17 protein-coding genes and 1 tRNA gene are annotated in these 18,327 nt (G+C 60.9%); 15 read left to right on the top strand and 3 right to left on the bottom strand.

The features are described 5' to 3' along the window. Positions 1 to 51: 51 nt before the first annotated feature. The 3 genes from VFV96_10725 to VFV96_10715 form a co-directional block, all read right to left on the bottom strand. Positions 52 to 789: a DUF5677 domain-containing protein gene (locus VFV96_10725; protein ID HEU5070868.1), complete on the bottom strand. Its 738-nt coding sequence runs from the start codon at positions 787 to 789 to the stop codon at positions 52 to 54. Continuing rightward, positions 773 to 2,284 carry a hypothetical protein gene (locus tag VFV96_10720; protein HEU5070867.1) on the bottom strand — a complete coding sequence of 504 codons (1,512 nt, stop codon included), beginning with the start codon at positions 2,282 to 2,284 and terminating at the stop codon, positions 773 to 775. Before VFV96_10720 ends, VFV96_10725 begins: the two co-directional genes overlap by 17 nt. A gap of 64 nt (positions 2,285 to 2,348) precedes the next feature. Continuing rightward, a tRNA-Pro gene (locus tag VFV96_10715) sits at positions 2,349 to 2,426 on the bottom strand. A gap of 124 nt (positions 2,427 to 2,550) precedes the next feature. Between VFV96_10715 and VFV96_10710 the strand changes: the two genes are divergently transcribed. The 15 genes from VFV96_10710 (at position 2,551) to VFV96_10640 (ending at position 17,987) form a co-directional block, all read left to right on the top strand. Then, complete coding sequence (locus VFV96_10710) at positions 2,551 to 3,288, top strand: DUF554 family protein (protein HEU5070866.1); 738 nt, start codon at positions 2,551 to 2,553, stop codon at positions 3,286 to 3,288. Between the two features lie 4 nt (positions 3,289 to 3,292). Then, positions 3,293 to 4,447 (top strand): Gfo/Idh/MocA family oxidoreductase, encoded by a 1,155-nt coding sequence (locus VFV96_10705; protein ID HEU5070865.1) that lies wholly within the window; start codon positions 3,293 to 3,295, stop codon positions 4,445 to 4,447. Between the two features lie 63 nt (positions 4,448 to 4,510). Next, positions 4,511 to 5,542 (top strand): DNA polymerase III subunit, encoded by a 1,032-nt coding sequence (locus VFV96_10700; protein ID HEU5070864.1) that lies wholly within the window; start codon positions 4,511 to 4,513, stop codon positions 5,540 to 5,542. Between the two features lie 9 nt (positions 5,543 to 5,551). After that, positions 5,552 to 6,889, top strand: coding sequence for an O-antigen ligase family protein (locus VFV96_10695; protein ID HEU5070863.1), 1,338 nt, complete (start codon positions 5,552 to 5,554; stop codon positions 6,887 to 6,889). 9 nt (positions 6,890 to 6,898) lie between these two features. Further along, complete coding sequence (gene aroQ / locus VFV96_10690; protein ID HEU5070862.1) at positions 6,899 to 7,339, top strand: type II 3-dehydroquinate dehydratase; 441 nt, start codon at positions 6,899 to 6,901, stop codon at positions 7,337 to 7,339. A gap of 188 nt (positions 7,340 to 7,527) precedes the next feature. After that, complete coding sequence (accB, locus tag VFV96_10685) at positions 7,528 to 7,986, top strand: acetyl-CoA carboxylase biotin carboxyl carrier protein (protein HEU5070861.1); 459 nt, start codon at positions 7,528 to 7,530, stop codon at positions 7,984 to 7,986. 46 nt (positions 7,987 to 8,032) lie between these two features. Then, positions 8,033 to 9,415, top strand: coding sequence for an acetyl-CoA carboxylase biotin carboxylase subunit (gene accC, locus VFV96_10680; GenBank protein ID HEU5070860.1), 1,383 nt, complete (start codon positions 8,033 to 8,035; stop codon positions 9,413 to 9,415). Between the two features lie 71 nt (positions 9,416 to 9,486). After that, complete coding sequence (locus VFV96_10675; GenBank protein HEU5070859.1) at positions 9,487 to 9,915, top strand: hypothetical protein; 429 nt, start codon at positions 9,487 to 9,489, stop codon at positions 9,913 to 9,915. A 72-nt stretch (positions 9,916 to 9,987) separates the two neighbouring features. Further along, positions 9,988 to 10,323, top strand: coding sequence for a thioredoxin (trxA, locus tag VFV96_10670; GenBank protein ID HEU5070858.1), 336 nt, complete (start codon positions 9,988 to 9,990; stop codon positions 10,321 to 10,323). Between the two features lie 35 nt (positions 10,324 to 10,358). Next, positions 10,359 to 11,354: a type II secretion system F family protein gene (locus tag VFV96_10665; protein HEU5070857.1), complete on the top strand. Its 996-nt coding sequence runs from the start codon at positions 10,359 to 10,361 to the stop codon at positions 11,352 to 11,354. Between the two features lie 91 nt (positions 11,355 to 11,445). After that, positions 11,446 to 12,582 (top strand): hypothetical protein, encoded by a 1,137-nt coding sequence (locus VFV96_10660; GenBank protein ID HEU5070856.1) that lies wholly within the window; start codon positions 11,446 to 11,448, stop codon positions 12,580 to 12,582. Positions 12,583 to 12,605: 23 nt separating this feature from the next. Next, positions 12,606 to 13,967: an acyl-CoA reductase gene (locus tag VFV96_10655; protein ID HEU5070855.1), complete on the top strand. Its 1,362-nt coding sequence runs from the start codon at positions 12,606 to 12,608 to the stop codon at positions 13,965 to 13,967. Positions 13,968 to 13,971: 4 nt separating this feature from the next. Next, positions 13,972 to 14,334: a 6-carboxytetrahydropterin synthase QueD gene (gene queD / locus VFV96_10650; protein HEU5070854.1), complete on the top strand. Its 363-nt coding sequence runs from the start codon at positions 13,972 to 13,974 to the stop codon at positions 14,332 to 14,334. A gap of 178 nt (positions 14,335 to 14,512) precedes the next feature. Next, positions 14,513 to 15,856: a Gfo/Idh/MocA family oxidoreductase gene (locus tag VFV96_10645; GenBank protein HEU5070853.1), complete on the top strand. Its 1,344-nt coding sequence runs from the start codon at positions 14,513 to 14,515 to the stop codon at positions 15,854 to 15,856. Between the two features lie 304 nt (positions 15,857 to 16,160). Continuing rightward, a complete protein-coding gene (locus tag VFV96_10640; GenBank protein HEU5070852.1) occupies positions 16,161 to 17,987 on the top strand; it encodes a hypothetical protein in 1,827 nt (608 codons plus the stop codon). The last annotated feature ends 340 nt before the right edge of the window (positions 17,988 to 18,327 follow it).

Here is an 18,327-nt window from a genome sequence, read left to right as displayed (position 1 = left end):
GCGGAGACACTTCGCCAACCTTCATCGTTGGTAGCACGCCAAGGTTTCAATTCACTCCGTAAAACCGCCACCATTGATAGCCGCTATCCGTTTTTTGAAATCATCACGTCCGCAGTAGGCGCTGTTCAATATTTCACCGGTCTTGATTTGCATAAACACGCAGAACACCAGGTCTTGCGCAACATCTTCCGCCTCTCTGTCTTCTTCCGTCTGCAATCCGAAAATGTTTGCGTGAACGGTGTTGCTGGTTCCCCAGTAGTGCATTCGATAAAGCTCCTCCATGCCGGCCTGTTGCGCCGCGTCCAACGCCGAGCATTTCCGTGGGGCTATCGCTTCCGTGACGGTGCGTTGGGCTGTAGCTCGCACCCCCTGTTCAAATTCGTCCAACTCGCGCCGCACCGCCTCGTCTAATTGATGGCTGTTATCCTCGAGATACGCGTAGCGTGTTTTGTATTCCGCAATTTCGTGGAGGATTTTCTGGAATACATATTCCGGCCTCATTGCCGCCGCCGCCAGGAAGAACAAACTCTCCAGTGCGGCCCTGTTGATGATTGGCAAAGCGCCAGTTCGGCCCGCACCCGACATGGTTATGATATCCTCTCCGCGGGCGTGGATGTTCCAAGCATGCCGCGAGATGAATGCCTTCACCGCGTCCTTCTTGCTTCCCTCTCCGCTGGGTTGGAACGCCGCGCCCGCGATCGCGGAGAGCAAAGCACTCGCTTCTTTTAACTGTCCCCGCAATCTCGCGACCTCCTGATCGCCCGCCTTGCCATCATTTGGTTCTTTCATTTTTTTGTCCTTTGTCACCACCCGGCACGATGCCAAACCACGCCTTCGCATCCTTTTCCCGCACCAGTTCCCGGTAGTGCTGGAAAATGATTTGCGACGAATTGCCCGCCTCCAACGCCACCTTGGCCACGTCATGGATCTCCGCCAGGCGATAGGAAATATACGAATGGCGGAGCGCGTTCTTCTTCCACTCGGCCCGCTGGTATTTCACTTCCGTCCCGTCTGGCAGCGCCGTGACTTGTTCCAGCGGTTCATCCGGCGGCTTGTGCCCCTCAGCAATCGCCTTCTCCCGGCGCTCCGCGAACGCGGCCCGCTCCGTCTTGCGCCGCGCCTTGTGGGCTGCGTCCAGTTCCTCCTGCGTCCAGCGCTTGCCGCCGGCCTTTTCCGCGGCCCTATGGATGGCCGCCATCGCCCGCGCCTCCGTCACATCCTCCATCAGCCAGGCAATCTGCTTGGCAGAGTTCTCATAGCCCCACACGCGGCCGTGTTCCTTCTGCCGTTTATCCAGCCACGCCGCCAGATTCGCCGAGACCGGCACGAGCCGCCGGCTCGCCGTCTTCGCCTTCGCCGCCTTGATCTCGATGAACGGCTCTTTGTCTTTCAGATGCACTTCCGACCAGTCCAGCCGCTCGATCTCCGCCGTCCGCAGCCCTGCGAACGCCCCGATGGTCAGGAAGGGCATCATTTCCTCACGCGCTACCGTGAGGATTTCCACCAGTTCCTTCGGCGCATAAATCTCGATGACCTCCGAGCCCCGGTCCTTGAACTTCGGCACGTTGGCGATGCCCTCATGGTCACGCGGCAGCCAGCCGTTCTCCTTGCAGAACTTGAAGAACGCCCCGATGGTCGCCCGTGCGTTATTCTTGCTGCGCGGCGACACCGGCAGCTCGCGGAAGTATCCCGTCAGCATGGCGGTCGTCACCGACCCCACGTTGCATGCGATCTTCTCCTTGAACTGACCGAGGTAAACCTTGAGCACCTTCAGGTAGGCGTCGCTCGTGCCGTCCTTTTCGCGCTGGGCGATCATTTCCTCCACGGCCTGCGGCACGGTCTTCTTCACCTTGATATGCCCGTGGCGCTGCACGTATTCCCGGGCGGCTTCCGGCAGGGTGGCGCGCCCGCCGAGGACGGTCCACGCCTCGATGTAATCCTTCACCAGCACTTCGAGCGGGAGGCCGGTCGCCTTGGCCAGCATCTCACAATTGACGTAGGCCCGCGCCTCCTCTGCGCCGAGCCGGAGGGCGTCATGCTCGCCTTGGGAAAGTTTGTCCGCCTGTGATTTGGCATGATTGTAAGCGTCTTGGAAGTCTGCGAACATTTTCCAGCACCGCTTGTTGCCTGCGAAATACGACACCGTGTAGCCGAACCGTTTCGCCTTCACAACCCGGCCCGACTTGGATTTCTTGAGGTAAACCTTGTTGCGGACCTTGTAGATCTTGACCGTGACCGACCCGCTCGGCACGTCCATGGGGAACGACATGCGCTTCTTGCTCATGTCGGCTATTGTGTGAGGATTTCGTGAGGATTTCTAGCGTTTTCTCGAAAACCCTAGGGAAAAATGGTCGGGGCGGTGAGATTCGAACTCACGACCTCTTGTACCCGAAACAAGCGCGCTAGCCAGGCTACGCTACGCCCCGACCGAGGGGCGGAAACATTGCCGGTGGTTGGCTAGAAATGCAATGGCGAAATTTCCCCGAATCGCATTCAGGACAAAATCATTTTACGCTTTGAACCGACACTTGGTATTGCTTCAGTAGGTTCGTGAATGCGTTGCTCTTGCTGGGGACCCTCATCAATTCGGGGGCAATTGTTCTCGGGACGGGTGTGGGGTGCCTGCGGAAGCGGCCGTTTTCGGTGGAGAATCAGTTCTTCCTGAAGGCGGTTTTGGGGGCGGCCGCGGCTTTTGCTGGGGTGTGGTTGACATGGAAGAGCCTTAACGGCACACCGGGACATATCCTGTGGCAACTTGCCGTCGTTCTGCTCGCGATGGTGCTTGGCAAAGTGGTCGGGCGTCTTTTGCAGCTTCAAAAGCTTTCCAATCGTCTGGGTCAGTTCGCTCGTCGTCGGATTGCGGCCGCGACCCCTGGTCGGGGAGGGGGGTATTCCGACGGGGTCAACGTTTGTTCCGCATTGTTTTGCGCGGCACCGTTGGGAATCCTTGGCGCCATTTCCGAGTCGCTTGGTGCGGGACCGCTGCCGTTGTTGATCAAGGCGGTGATGGACGGGCTGGCTGCGTTCAGCTTCGTCGCATTGTTCGGGTGGACCGTTGCTTTATCCGCTTTACCCGTGCTGGCATTTCAAGGGACGATTTCCCTGGCGGTCGGGTTGTTGGCGTTGCCTTGGTTGAGCGCGCATCATTTGGTTGATCCGGTCAACGCGACGGTCGGCTTGCTGATCTTTGCCGTGTCGTTGCTCATCTTCGAAGTGAGGCGGGTCGAAGTGGCAGATTACCTGCCAAGCTTGATTTGGGCGCCGCTGCTGACCTTGTGGCTGGCTTGAAGCAATGAAAACCGTTCGTTTGGGCATCATTGGGATGGGCAATATCGGCCGGTTTCACGCCGGTAACGTGCGCGCGGGCCGGGTTTCGCAGTGTGAGCTGGTGGCGATTTGTTCGCGCCAGCCAGCCGTGCGCGCGGATTTCAAAACAGCCGCCGCGTTCGACGACGCGGACCAGCTGATTCATTCCGGGCTGGTGGACGCGGTCTTGATTGCCACCCCGCACTGGCAGCATTCCGAAATCGGAATGGCCGCGCTGGCGGCAGGGTTGCATGTAATGGTGGAAAAGCCGGTCGCCGCGCACAAGGCGGACGCCGAACGCTTCATCACCGCGCATCAAAAAAACTCCCGATGTGTATTCAGCGTGATGTCACAATTGCGCGCCGAGCCGCGTTATCAGGCGATTCGCGAATTGCTGCAATCCGGTGCGCTCGGCTCGTTGGTGCGCGTGAGCTGGATCAACACTGACTGGTTCCGGCCTGAAGCCTATTACCAAAGCAGTGCGTGGCGGGCCACCTGGCGCGGAGAAGGGGGCGGGGTGCTGTTGAACCAGTCGCTGCACAACCTCGACCTGCTTCAGTGGCTGGTTGGCATGCCCGCCCGCGTCCGTGGCTTTTGCCACTTTGGCCGTTTTCATGACATTGAAGTGGAGGACGACGTTACGGCTTGCCTGGAGTGGGCCGACGGCGCGACGGGAACCTTTGTCGCCAGCACGGGCGAAGCGCCGGGAACGAACCGGCTCGAAATCTCCGGCACCTGCGGGCGCCTGCGCTTGGAGGAGGACAAGCTGTGGTTGACGGAGAATGATTGCGATGCGGTTGCATTCAGCCGGTCCACCGACCAGGCATTTGGCCGGCCGGGGGCCACAACCCGGGAGGTGCCGTTTGCAAACGCGCCCCAACCGCATGCGGTGTTGCTCCAGAACTTCGTCAACGCCATCCTGCACGGCGAGCCACTGATGGCGCCGGGCGAGGACGGGATTCACGCGGTGGAACTGGCGAACGCGATTGTGTATTCGTCCTTGCAAGACCGAACCGTTGAATTGCCGCTGGATGCCGCAGCTTGGGCGGCGCAACTTGACAGGTTGACCGCCGGTTCAACGGCAGCGAAGAAGGTGGGGCGCCCGGTTGCGGGTGATGTTGCCCGTTCGTTCAAGCGCTGAAGTGGCAACGGATTCCGCGGTCGGGAAAAGCGCGGCGGCGCGCTGGTCGATTTCAGTTTAGTTATGGCATTTAAGGATTATCCACAGGGCAGACATGGAGTTGAACTGTTGCAGCGCTCGCTTGAGCGCGGCCGTTTGGCGCATGGCTATTTGTTCGGCGGGACGGAGCTTGATGATCTCGAAGCCCTGGCCCGGCAACTGGCCAAAACCCTCAACTGCCAGCAACCGGTTCAGCGCGCGGCGAACGGGGCGGCGCTGGATTGCTGCGATGCCTGCCTGGCGTGCCGCAAAATTGAGGATGGAAATCACCCCGATGTGCACTGGGTGCGGCCGGAATCAAAATCGCGTCTCATCGGCGTGGAGCAGATGCGCGATCTGATGCACCAAATCAATCTCAAGCCGACCGAGGCTGTCTGGAAAGTCGCGGTGGTTGTCGCCGCCGACCGCCTGAACACCGGTTCCGCCAACGCATTTCTAAAAACACTGGAGGAGCCACCGGCGCGTTCCATCATCATCCTGACCACCACCGAACCGGATCGAATTCTGGAAACGATTGAGTCCCGCTGTCTGCGTTTGAACTTCGGCGGTGATGGGACGAAGCGCTTTGGGCCGGCGCAAATGGACTGGCTGGAGCGGTTTGCCCAACTGGCGGCGCGCGAGCAGAAGAGCCTGCTGGCCCGCTATCAATTGCTGGGCTCGCTCTTGCAGGAATTGAATGTCATGCGGGAAACGGTCAAAGAAACCGTCTCGGCGAGATCGCCGTTGGGAAAATACGCCGATGCGGACAAGGCGCTGCGCGAAAAGTGGGAAGATGAACTCAATGCCGCCGTCGAAGCCGAATACCGCCGACAACGCAACGACTGGCTGGGCGTCTTGCAATGGTGGCTTCGGGACGTATGGCTGCTGACCTTGGGGGCGGAAAAGGAACTGCTCAGTTTTCCTCAGGTCCTGGCGTCGCAGGAGGTGGCGGCGCGCCTGACGAGCACGCAATCCATGGATAATTTGCACGTGGTCGAGCGCACGCAACGGCTGCTCCACACGAATGTTCAGGAGGCCTTGGCGTTGGAGGTGGGGTTGCTGGAACTAAGCTTCTGACCTGAGCCCATGGCGCCCTCTCACAACCCGGGCAAGATCGACGATGCCGTTGTGTTGCGCCTTTTCCTGGCCTTGTTTGGCGTGGTTTTGGGGCTCGCGTTGTTGAAGTTTCCCAACCCGCCGGTGTTGGAGCAACTGGTGACAACCCCCACCGGCTTCTGGGAATGGATCCTGACGGCATGGCCAGCGCGTTACGGACGTGGATTGCTTTGTGTGATCGGGCTGATTGGCATTTTTTTAGTCCGTCGTCCGGCACGCTTGCCGTTGCCGTTGCTGCTTTTGCCGTTGGCCTGGTTGGTCTGGGTTACGCTGTCAGTCGTCTGGACCTTGAACGCCAAAGTCAGCAACCCCACCTGGCTGCATCTTGTTGCGTGTGTGGGCTGCTTTTATGCGGGGCTGCTGGTGCTGGGGCGGGTGAGCAAACCGTGGCCATTTTTCCTGGGGCTCATCGGCGCGTTCGTGGTCGTGCTGGCGGCTGGATGGCAACAACGTTGGGGCGGGCTTCAGGAGTCACGGGTGTATTTCTTCACCTACATTTATCCCACGTTGAAGGAGGTGTCGCCCGACCTTTTGAAGAAGATGAACAGCGATCGTATTTTTGCGACGCTGTTTTATCCGAATTCCCTGGCGGGAGCGTTGCTGTTGTTGACGCCAGTGGTCCTTGGGGCGATTGCCGTCGCAAAGAACCGGATCACGGCGGGTGCCCGTTGGTTTCTGGCCGGCGTCGTCGGTTTGGGTGCGCTTGGCTGCCTCGTTTGGTCCGGGTCAAAGGGCGGTTGGCTGATTGCTTTGTTTCTGTCCGTCATTGCCATGTTTCGCCTGCCAACGTCGCGGCGGATTAAAATCATGATTGCCTCCGGTTTTCTGGTTTTGGGGCTGACCGGCTTCCTGGCGCGTTATCTGGGCTTTTTCCAGCGCGGCGCGACCAGCGTGGTGGCGCGCGCCGACTACGCACGGGCGGCATGGCTAAACATCCGGGATCATCCCCTGCTGGGTAGCGGGCCGGGAACCTTTGCAACCGTATATGAAGCGGTGAAACCGCCCGATGCCGAAATGACCCGCCTGGTTCACAACGATTATCTCCAACAGGCGTCGGACTCGGGCATTTTGGCCGGCTTGTTGTTCACCGCTTTGGTGGTTGGTGTGTTGTTCAAGACCCGGACCGCTTGGGCGTCTCGGGATTGGCTGGTTTTTGGAACGTGGCTGGGGCTGCTGGGGTTTGCAGTCCAAGCCACGTTGGAGTTCGGGTTTTACATTCCAGCAACCGCCTGGTGTTGGTTTGCCTTGGCGGGATGGCTCCTGGCCCAAGCCGGCTTAAGGTTCGACAACCCGAACGCCGACACCTAGCATTTTGCCATGAAAGTTCTCTTTCTAAACGGGCCAAACTTGAATCTGCTCGGGCAACGCGAGCCCGGGGTCTATGGCAGTCTGACTTTGGCGGACATTGAGGCCAAAGTGCGGCGGGTGGCGGCTGAAAGGGGGGTCGAAATTGAGTTCCGTCAGTCGAATATTGAAGGGGAATTGGTCACGTGGATTCAGCAATCCAAGGGTAGCTTTGACGTTATCGTTTTCAATGCTGCGGCTTACACCCACACTAGCGTCGCCATTCGTGATGCGATCACGGCGGTCGCTGTGCCGACGATTGAAATTCATTTGTCCAACGTCCATGCCCGGGAGGAGTTTCGCCGGGAATCGTTGATTGCTCCCGTGTGTCGCGGAGTGATTGGTGGGTTTGGGGCCGAATCTTACGTTTTAGGGCTTTTTGCGGCTGTTATCGTTATCGAAAAGTCAAAGTGAGAGGTTTTTTGGGATTATATGCCTTCGATTTGGTGAGGGTGCCGCCTCACGCCGAGCTTGACCTGCCGGTTTTGCCTCCGTTACACTCCTCCCGAATTGAAACAAGTGTCCAAGCAGAGTCGAATTCGGCTTCTGCTTTTTTGCTTGGGGGACATTTGTGGCAAAAAAACCAACTTTGAGGAATCGCTGTGGACCTTAAGGACATTAAAGCCATTATTGATTTGATGAAGAAGAACTCCGTTGCGGAGTTCGAAATGGAAAAGGAAGGCTTCAAGATCCGACTCAAGCGAAGCGGCGGCTCTGCGCCTGTCGCGGTGGGGGACGATGTCCCGCAAATCTCTTACGTGCCCCAAGTGGTCGCGGCTGCGCCCGGTGCGGCCGCGGCGGCACCCGCCCCGGTCAGCAGCGGGATTGAGATCAAGTCGCCGATGATTGGCACGTTTTATCGTTCACCTTCGCCGGAATCCGCCGCTTATGTTGAAGTCGGAACGGAAGTGGGGCCGGACACAGTGGTTTGCATCATCGAAGCCATGAAGGTGATGAACGAAATCAAAGCCGAAGTGAAAGGCGTCATCACGGAAATCCTGATCGATAACGCCAAGCCCGTCGAATTTGGGCAGCCGATGTTCAAAGTGCGCCCCCTCTGACCCCGGCCTTTCGCAACCTCAGATCACCAAAGCCCAGGCAAACCGAATGTTTGAAAAGGTTCTAGTCGCCAATCGTGGCGAGATTGCCGTCCGCATCATCCGTGCCTGCAAGGAGTTGAACATCCGCACGGTCGCCGTCTATTCCGAGGCGGATGTCAACTCGATGCACGTCCAGCTTGCTGACGAGGCGATTTGCATCGGCAAAGCGCCGGCCAGCGAGAGCTACCTGCGCATTGATCGCATCATCAGCGCGGCGGAAATCGCCGACGTGGACGCGATTCATCCCGGTTACGGTTTCTTGTCGGAGAATGCCCACTTCGCGGAGGTTTGCGAAAGTTGCAACATTCGCTTCATCGGACCGGGACCGAGGGCCATGAATGCCTTGGAGGACAAGGCGATCAGCCGCGCCCTGGCCAAGAAGGCCGGCGTGCCGTTGCCTCCGGGTTCTGAAGGGTTGGTCGAGAGCGAGCAGGATGCGCTGACTGTCGCCAAACGCATTGGCTATCCGGTCATGATCAAAGCGGTGGCCGGCGGTGGCGGTCGCGGCATGCGCGCGGCGCACAACGATATTTCGCTGGTGAAAGGTTTTCACACGGCGCGCACCGAGGCGGAAAAGGCCTTCGGTAATTCGGGTGTTTACATCGAAAAATTCATCGAGAATCCCCACCACATTGAGTTTCAGATTCTCGCCGATCAAAAGGGGCACATCATTCATCTTGGGGAACGCGATTGCTCCATTCAGCGCCGCAACCAAAAGGTGGTGGAAGAGACGCCCTCGCCGCTGATCGAGAACAAATTCCGGAAGCTCCGGGAGAAGATGGGCAAGGCGGCCGTCAAAATCGCCGAGGTGGCGAATTACACCAATGCTGGCACGGTCGAGTTCATCGTGGATGAACAGGGCAATTACTATTTCCTTGAGGTCAACAAGCGCATTCAGGTCGAGCATCCGATCACTGAAGAAGTCACCGGCATCGATTTGGTGCGTTACCAGATCATGATCGCAATGGGCGAGCCGTTGAAACACACGCAGAGCGACATCCAGTTCAAGGGGCATGCGATCGAGTGCCGCATCAACGCCGAGGATCCCTTCGACGAATTTCGGCCCAGTCCTGGGCGCATCGAAATGTATTATCAACCGGGCGGCCGCGGCGTGCGGGTGGATACCCACACTTATGCCGGTTACACGATCCCGCCCACGTATGATTCAATGATCAGCAAGCTCATCACCTACGGTCGCGACCGGCGCGAAGCCATGGACAAGATGAGCCGCGCCCTTGGCGAATACATGATCTCGGGCATCAAGACGACCATCTCCTTCCAACAGGCGATCATGCAGGATCCCAATTTCCGCCGCGGCGTGTATTCAACGGCCTTCGTCGAACAGCTGCTTACGGGCGCCCGGCGGGAATTGATTGAAGAGAAGGCCTGACCCGTTTCGGCGGCCGAATAAGCATTTGACACCCGGAAAGGCGGAACCTAGCTTCCTCTCACAAAATCACTATGGCAGAGAACATTCCCAACGTGCCGGCGGGCGCGGTGCCGCCCAAGAAGGAAACCGGCAAGGTCCAGCCGAAGAAGGAAACCGTTCGCATTAATCTTCCGCCCAAGCCCTCGGCGGCGCCGACCATCAAATTGCCGACTTTGCCTCCGGGCGGGCCGGCCGGTGGGGCGGCTCCCGCGCCGTCGTTCAGTGCGCCGGCCGCCGCGCCCGCGCCTTCGGTGGCTCTGCGTGCAACAGCGGCACCAACGGCGGGCCGTCCGACCGCCGCTCCGGCGGCAGCTCCCGCTGCGGCTGCGGCCCCGCGCCGCGCTCCGGCTCCGGCCGCTGCGGCCAGGTTGAGCCCTGTCGATTCCATTCTGGCCATCGCCGCGGCGGTGGTTGGTTTGATTGCCGTTGGCAGCACGGTTTACCTCGGCTGGTTGCTCTGATCACGGATCGCTTTCCCGGGCGGGGCGCAAGCTCCGCCTTTTATTTTTCAAACGTCAACTGTCAAACGAATCATGGCCTCTCCAAACATTGTCACTCTGTCCTCGGAAAATTTTGAAACGGAAGTTCTCAAGTCCAGCGTCCCGGTGCTTGTGGACTTTTGGGCCGAGTGGTGCGGTCCCTGCAAAATGATCGCCCCTGCGCTCGATGAAGTGGCGGGCGAATACGCCGGCAAGGCGAAGGTCGCCAAACTCAACGTGGATGAGCACCAGGATTTGGCCGCCCAGTTTCGGGTAAGTTCCATTCCGATGTTTCTCGTCTTCAAAGGCGGCCAGGTTGTTGCCCAGCATCTCGGCGCGTCCGGCGGCAAGCCCAAGCTGAAGTCGTTGATTGACGGCGCGCTGGCCTGAAGCTCATCCGCGTCCTTGGGGCGCGCCTTCCTCCCATGCTCTTCACGCCCGGCCAATTCGCGCGCCGGGCGAATTTTTATCATCAGCTTGGGCAGCTTACCGCTGCCGGGCTGCCGCTGCCTGTTGCGCTGCGGCAACTGCACCGGGCACCACCCTCCCGCGCCTTCAAGCCCTTCATCGGGCAGATGCTGGTGGATTTGGAGGCGGGGGCAACGGTCAGTGAAAGCTTTGGCCGGCGACGCGATCTGCTGCCGGAGTTTGACATCGCGTTGCTCCATGCAGGCGAGCGCAGCGGACGGCTTGTGCAGACGTTCACGATGCTCACGGATTTTTACCAGGGGCGGGCTACCCTGGCCCGGCGGATTCTGGGCGCGCTGGCGTATCCGGTCTTCCTGTTGCACGGGGCCATTTTCATCCTGCCGTTTCCCGAGCTGTTCCTGACGGGCAATTTCCCGGCCTACCTCTTGAAGACCGTCGGCGTGCTGGCGCCGTTGTATGTGCTGGCGCTGCTGGCCGTCTTTTTGTCGCAGGGCAAACGCGGGCGGGCCTGGCGCAGCACGTTCGAAAAAATCATCACGTGGATTCCGCTGGTCGGCGCGGGTCGGCGCAAACTGGCGCTGGCGCGCACCGCTGCGGCCTTGGAAGCGATGATCAATGCGGGCGAAACCATTGATGAGGCGTGGCCGCTGGCCGCGGCGGCCAGCGGCTCACCGGCCTTGGAACGCACGGTCGAAACGTGGCGTCCGGGTCTTGCCATGGGACAGACGCCGGCCGAGTTGGTGCAGGCGTCAGCCCTGTTTCCGGAGACGTTCGCCAATCTCTACACGAGCGGTGAAATCAGCGGTTCATTGGACGAAACGCTGCATCGCCTGCATCGGTATTATGCGGACGAGGGCACCAGTCAGTTGCAAATGGCCGCGCGCGTTGGGCCGGCGATTCTTTACGGACTGGTCGCGGCCTACATCGCGTGGCAGGTGATCAAGTTTTGGACCGGTTACTTCAACCAAGTCAACCAGGTCATGGGCGGTTGAAGCCGGACGCGGGCTTGCTTCGAGGCCGGCAAAATCATACTCCTTTTCCGGGCTGTGGCGGAAAACCAGCCCTTCTCAAACCAAAAACCGCATGCTAAACGACCTCCACAGCTTTGCCGCGCGTGTGCGCGAAGCCATCCGGCTCCAATCCTCCGGTGCGACGGTCTTGACCGATGCGCCGTTCAACGAGCTGGCGCTGGAACTGTTCCGGCTGCAGTTCGCGCACAACGGAGTCCTGCGCCGCACATGTGAGGCGCGCGGAGTGGAACCTCAGTCTGTGCATCATTGGTCGCAGATTCCCGCCTTGCCCGCGGTTGCGTTCAAGGAATTCGAGCTGACCTGTCTGCCGGCGTCCGCCCGCACGATGTTCTTCCAGTCCAGCGGCACGACCAGCACGCAACGCAGCCGGCATTTTCATTGTGCCGAATCGCTGGCGCTTTATGAGGCGTCGTTGTGGGCGGGTTTTGGGGCACACCTCCTGGCCGGTCTGGCGCCAACCGTGGGCGGGTGGCAGTTGCTGGCCCTGACGCCGCCGCTGGCGAGCGTGCCGCGTTCTTCGCTGGTGCACATGTTTGAAACGATTCGCCAGCGGGTTGGCGCAAGCCCAACGATGTTTTGCGGCACGGTTGCTGCGGACGGGAGCTGGCTGCTGGACAGCCAACGTGTCATCGACACGGTCCAGGATGCGGTGAGCGTTGCGCGTCCCGTTGTTTTGCTCGGCACGGCTTTTTCGTTCGTGCATCTGCTCGACGCCCTGACCGCGCGCGGATTGAAGCTGGTTTTGCCCGCCGGTTCGCGGGTGATGGAAACGGGCGGTTACAAGGGCCGTTCGCGGGAACTGCCCAAAGCCGGGCTGCACGCGCTCATCACGGAGCGATTGGGCGTCCCGTGTTCTCATATCGTCTGCGAATACGGCATGAGCGAACTCAGTTCCCAGGCTTACGATGGTGTGGCGGGCGCGGCGACGGACGATCAGCTCGCGGCGGCGCGCGCCTTTGCCTTTCCGTCGTGGACGCGCGTCCAGGTTGTCTCACCGGAAACCGGCCGCGACGTCGCACCGGGCGAATCCGGCCTGGTTCGCATTTTCGACCTCGCCAATGTTTACTCGGTGCTCGCCCTGCAAACGGAGGACCTGGCCATCCGCCGCGCCGCGGGTTTTGAACTGATTGGCCGCGCCGTGGCGGCGGAACCGCGCGGCTGTTCCTTGATGCCGGCGGACGTGCACTAAATCAGCATCAACCGTTGCGAACAGTGAATCTGCCCAATTACTTCCTTGCCGACCTGCCGCCGGAAGCCGCGCTGACGCCGGGGATGATCACCGAGGCGTGCCAGACGTTGAAAAAGAATCGCGCGCAATACCTCGCGCACCGCAACACGGCGAGCGTGATCAATGCCCTGAGCGCCCTGGCTGCGGACTGGCTGAAGCCGGAAAACCAGTTTCGTCGTCTCGCGCTGGAAGCCGGCCCGGCCGAACTGGGCTTTTCCCGTGAAACATTGGCGCGCGGCCTGGACGCGTTCTTTGGCGAACTAACCACGGAAAAGCTGAATGCGCTCGTGGTGACCGAACTGGGACACGGCTCGCGGCTGGACGCGTTTTGTGCGACCGACCACGAAATGCGCCATGGGCGGGCCGCTTGGGCGGCGGGGCCGGAATTGCTGGTGCACGTGACGGCGGGAAATTTGCCGAGCCCGGCGCTCATGAGCATGGTTTTGGGCCTGCTGGTGCGCTCGGCGCAATTTGTCAAATGCGCCTCGGGCACGGCGTTGCTGCCGCGGCTCTTCGCTCATTCGCTGCGTGAGACGGAGCCCAAACTGGCCGCCTGTCTTGAACTGGCCATATGGCGGGGCGGCAATCTGCCGCTGGAGGAGCGGTTGTTTGCGGAGGCCAGTTGCGTCACGGCCACCGGCACCGATGAAACGCTTGCCCTGATCCGCCAGCGCCTGCCGGCCGGGCGGCGCTTTCTCGGTTATGGCCATCGGGTCAGCTTTGCGTTCGTTGCGGCATCCGTGTTGACCGGCCTGCACCTGGGCCGCGTGGTCGGCCGGGCCGCGGCGGATGTGACCGCGTGGAATCAACTGGGCTGCCTGTCGCCGCACGTCATTTACGTCGAGCAAGGCGGCGAAGTGGACGGCGAACGCTTTGCGGAGCTCCTGGCGGCGGAACTGGCCGGGCGCGAAACGACCGAGCCGCGCGGAGCGACGTCCGCCGAATCCGCGGCCGCCATCGCGTCGCGGCGGGGCATTTATGAAATTCGCGCGGCCAATTCGGCGGCGACGCGCCAGTGGGCCAGCCCCGATTCCACGGCGTGGACAGTGGTGTATGAGGCCGATCCGCGCTTCCAATTGTCCTGCCTCAACCGCTTCGTTTACGTGAAGCCGGTGGCCAATCTCGGCGAGGCTCTGCACGCGGCGGACGCGGTGCGTGAGCAGGTTTCCACGATCGGCGTGGCCGTGCCGGAACACACCATGACCGATGTGGCCACCACCTTGGCACGGTGGGGCGCGACGCGCGTCTGTCCCGTGGGCCGGATGCAGGAGCCGTCCCTGGCCTGGCATCACGACGGCCGGCCCGCGTTGGCGGATTTGGTGACTTGGACGGATTTGGAGCTGTGAATTTATGAAGATGGAATTGCGCAAGTCGTTTCAATTCGAGGCCGCCCACTTGTTGCCCGGCCTGCCGAAGACGCACAAGTGCCGCCGCCTGCACGGCCACAGTTTCCAGGTGGAAATTGTTGTCGCCGGCGAATGCGACCCCCAGCTCGGCTGGGTGATGGATTACGCGGATATTTCCGCCGCGTTTAAACCGATTTGGGCCCGGCTCGACCACTACTATTTGAACGAGATTCCCGGTCTCGAAAATCCCACCAGCGAAAACGTCGCCGCCTGGATCTGGCGCCGGCTCCGACCCAAGCTGCCGTTGCTGACGGAAATCGTCGTGGCCGAGACCTGCACGGCGCGCTGCGTGTATCGCGGGGAGTGAAATTCGCCTGAATTTTTCTCCGCCGGCCGGAGTCTGATGGCGCATCCGTGTGTTGGGGTGCCGCTCCTTGCGGGACGCGTGTCGCGGCTTGCTTTATTCGCGGCGGCAGGGTGTATTGGCGGCGACCCCAAGAGCCATGCGGAACGCGGTTTGCGATCCTTAAAACCAGAAAGTCATCATGAATCCAAAGCCTAACGAAACGACGGAATCACACGTCACCCGCCGGGAATTTTTGCGCACCACGTCGGCCGCGCTGGCCGGCGCCTCCGTTCTGGGCGCGCTGTCGGTGGAGCGCTCCGCCTTCGCCGCGGAAGACAACACCCTCAAAATTGCCCTGATCGGCTGTGGCGGCCGGGGCACGGCGGCGGCGGGCCAGGCACTGAGCACCGACGGCCCCGTCAAACTGGTCGCCATGGCGGATGCGTTTGAAGACCGGTTGAGCGGCAGCTTGAAGGGGCTGGCTGACCGGCATGGTGACAAGGTCGATGTGCCGGCGGACCGCCAGTTCATCGGCTTCGACGCCTACAAGCAGGCCATCGCCCTGGCCGACGTGGTGATTCTGGCCACGCCCCCGGGGTTCCGGCCAATGCAGTTCGAGGAGGCGGTCAATCAAGGCAAACACGTTTTCATGGAAAAGCCGGTGGCAACGGACGCGCCCGGCGTGCGGCGGGTGCTTGCGGCGGCGGAAGCGGCGAAGCCGAAGAACCTCAAGATCGTGGTCGGCCTGCAACGCCGCTACCAGGCCGGCTACCTCGAAACCGTCAAGCGCATCCAGGATGGCGCCATCGGCGACATCGTGGCGGCGCGCGCTTATTGGGACGGTCAGACGCCGTGGCTGCACCGGCGGGCGGATTTGGAAAAGCAGGCGGGCCGCAAGCTCACCGAAATGGAATACCAGATGCGCAACTGGTATTACTTCACCTGGATCTGCGGCGACCACATTCTGGAGCAGCACATCCACAACATCGACGTCATCAACTGGGTCAAGGGCGGCTATCCGGTGCGCGCGCAGGGGCAGGGCGGCTGCCAGGTTCGCAAGGGGCTGGACTACGGCGAAATCTTCGACCACCACTTCGTGGAGTTCGAATACGCCGACGGCTCGCGGCTCTTCAGCCAGTGCCGCCACATTCCGGACTGCTGGAACAGTGTGTCCGAACACGTGACCGGCACCAAGGGCACCGCCACCATCAGCAGCCACGTCATCCGGCCGGCCGGCGGCGCCGAATGGGCCTACCGCGAACGGCAGAAAGATCCGCAACAGGTCGAGCACGACGTGCTCTTCGACTGCATCCGCAACAACAAACCCATCAACAACGCCGAGTATGGCGCCAAGAGCACGATGACCGCGATTCTCGGCCGCATGGCGACCTACTCCGGCCAGATGATCGAGTGGGACGCGGCCATCAACTCCAAGGTGAACCTGTTCCCGGACCGGCTCGCGTGGGATGCGCTGCCGAAATCACTGCCCGACGCCAACGGCCTCTACAAGATTCCGCTGCCGGGACAAACGGAAGTGCTTTGAACGCCTTGAGCGCTTTGAACCGTCAGGCCGCCAGCCCGTGAATGGGCTGGCGGCATTTTTGTCTGAGTGAATTTGATGCTTTCACCGTCGGCAACTGTGCGCTCGGGAGGGACCGTTGGCGCAATGCAATTAATCATGTCGCCGCCGTATCCGCAGCCCTTCACCCAGCTGGCGGCCACCCTCGCTCTCCCATCAGAGCGCAGGAACGGAGTGACGGGAAACCTCATCTCCCTTGGCCACAGCATTCCTGGAATTGGTGTAAAAAACGCGAGGCTTGAACATGTCAAAAGTGAGGACCTTTTTTATGATCCGCAATGCGCCGGCAAAAGGCCGGCCTCTGAAAAGTCGGGCTGAAGTATCGGGGGGCGCATCCCGCCCGATGGGCCGTGCGAGATGGCGCCGAATTGGCCGCAGCCTGTTCATGCTGGTGGCGGCGGGTTGGATCGTGGCAAATCGGACGGCCTGCGCCGCGGAGGGATACCCATTCAAGATTCCCGCGTATCATGATGCGAACCGGCATTTCAACGGGCTGGATGCCTGGCCGGTGCCGGCCCAGAACGTTGCCCAGAACGCTCCGCTTCCCCCGATGGGTTGGTCCGGCTGGAATGTCTTCGGCGACCACCCCGGTTCGAGCGACGCGCTGGCCCGCCAAATCGCCGACGCGTTGGTCAGCACTGGGCTCAAAGATTGCGGCTACGTTTACCTCCTCGCCTTTGATGGGGCATGGTGGAATGCTTCGACGACTCCCGGTCGGGATGCGCGGGGCCGGATCATCGAGGATGCCCAACGGTGGCCCAATGGCATCCAGAGCGTCTGCGATTATATCCATTCAAAAGGACTCAAGGTGGCCGGCTACACCGACATCGGCGAGCTTGGCTACTGCCAGCCGGCCCAATACGGGGCATTTCACCACGAACAGTCCGACGCCAACCAGTATGCGGCATGGGGATGGGACTATATCAAGGTCGACGACCATGGGCCGGGCAACTTCCTGGCCATCTGCCATGCGCTGGCCAACAACGCCTCGCGGCGACCGATCGTCATCAGTCTTTCCACGCCCGAAACCTTCCCTTTCGATTTCGCCCCCCGCATGGCCAACCTTTGGCGTGTGGGCGGTGACATCACGTTGCGTCTGGGGCATGGCACGTGGGCCGACATCCTGCGTGAATTCGACACGGCTGAACCCTACTGGTGGGCCCAGGCGCCCGGTCATTGGAATGATCTCGACATGATGGTCGTGGGGTTGTTCGGCATCTCCAACGAGGAGGCCAAGTCGCATTTCAGCATGTGGGCCATTCGTGGCGCGCCGCTGATCCTCGGCTGCGACATCCGTCCACCTTACCTGGGTTCCTCCGGGCCGGTTCCGGTGATCAACAAGGCTCAATTGGAAATCCTCAAGAATCGGGAGGTGATCACTGTTGACCAAGATCCTCTTGGCGCCAGCGGCCGCCGTGTGCCGTGTGACGGTGCGGGGGAGGTCTATGCCAAGCCGCTGGGCAGCTTCACCTCCGGCCGGATCGCGGTTCTCCTTCTCAATCGGACCGACCAGGCCCTGGACATTCCGGTGCGGTGGACAGATTTGGGGCTGCAAGCCGGGGTCGCAACCGTGAGTGACCTGTGGGCACACGAGAACCTCGGCGAGGTGCTCGACGGCTACAGGGCAAGGAACGTGCCCTCGCACGGCGTCGTGATGTTGTCGGTGCAGGGCGCGTATGATTGGTCCCGCCCGCGCTCTTACGAAGCCGAATCGGCCTACAACACCTTCTCCGGGCTCGCTCATGTCCGCTGCAGACTTGACGGATTCTCCGGCGTGGCCGCCGTGGAAGGAATCGGCCGGGGCGCCACCAACACCCTGCAATTCAACCGCATCGCCGCGCCCGGCGCCGGCACCTGCCGGCTCGATATTGACTACGCGGCCGCCGGCAATCACATGGCCAAGATGAGCGTGAATGGCGCGGCGAGCGTAACCCTTCACTTTCCCGACACCCACGGCGAAAACGTCCGCGGCACGGTCAGCGTTGAAGTTCCGCTCCGGGCCGGAGAAACCAATGCCATCCGCTTCGAAAATGACGACGCGTGGGCGCCATTGCTCGACCGCATCATCGTTCGGAATGAGGTCACGCACCCGTGATACAAGTTGCAGCCGCCTTTCGCACTGCTCCCCGGCTGAACTCGCACAATAACTCGGCGGTCCGACATCTCATGGCGAATCCGCGTGACTCTGAAATGGTAAACCAACCAAAGGAATGGCGGAAACACTGCGACAATCGCGAGCAGCCACCAAGACGCCTCGCCCATGAAAGCGAGTGCTGCAACAAGGACAGCCATGATGCAGAGGAAAACCACCAGTCTCCGTCCTGCTTGGCGAAGGATGAACCGGCGCGCTCCCAGTTTCACGAGGTCTGGTGACCACTCGTAGGTAATCTCGCAAGGCAGTGCGATGGATAATGTGCTCATGCGAGTGGACTCGC

This window comes from Verrucomicrobiia bacterium, from assembly GCA_035765895.1.
In the GTDB taxonomy this organism is placed as follows: Bacteria; Verrucomicrobiota; Verrucomicrobiia; order Limisphaerales; family DSYF01; genus DSYF01.
This window is presented reverse-complemented; position numbering and strand designations above follow the sequence as displayed.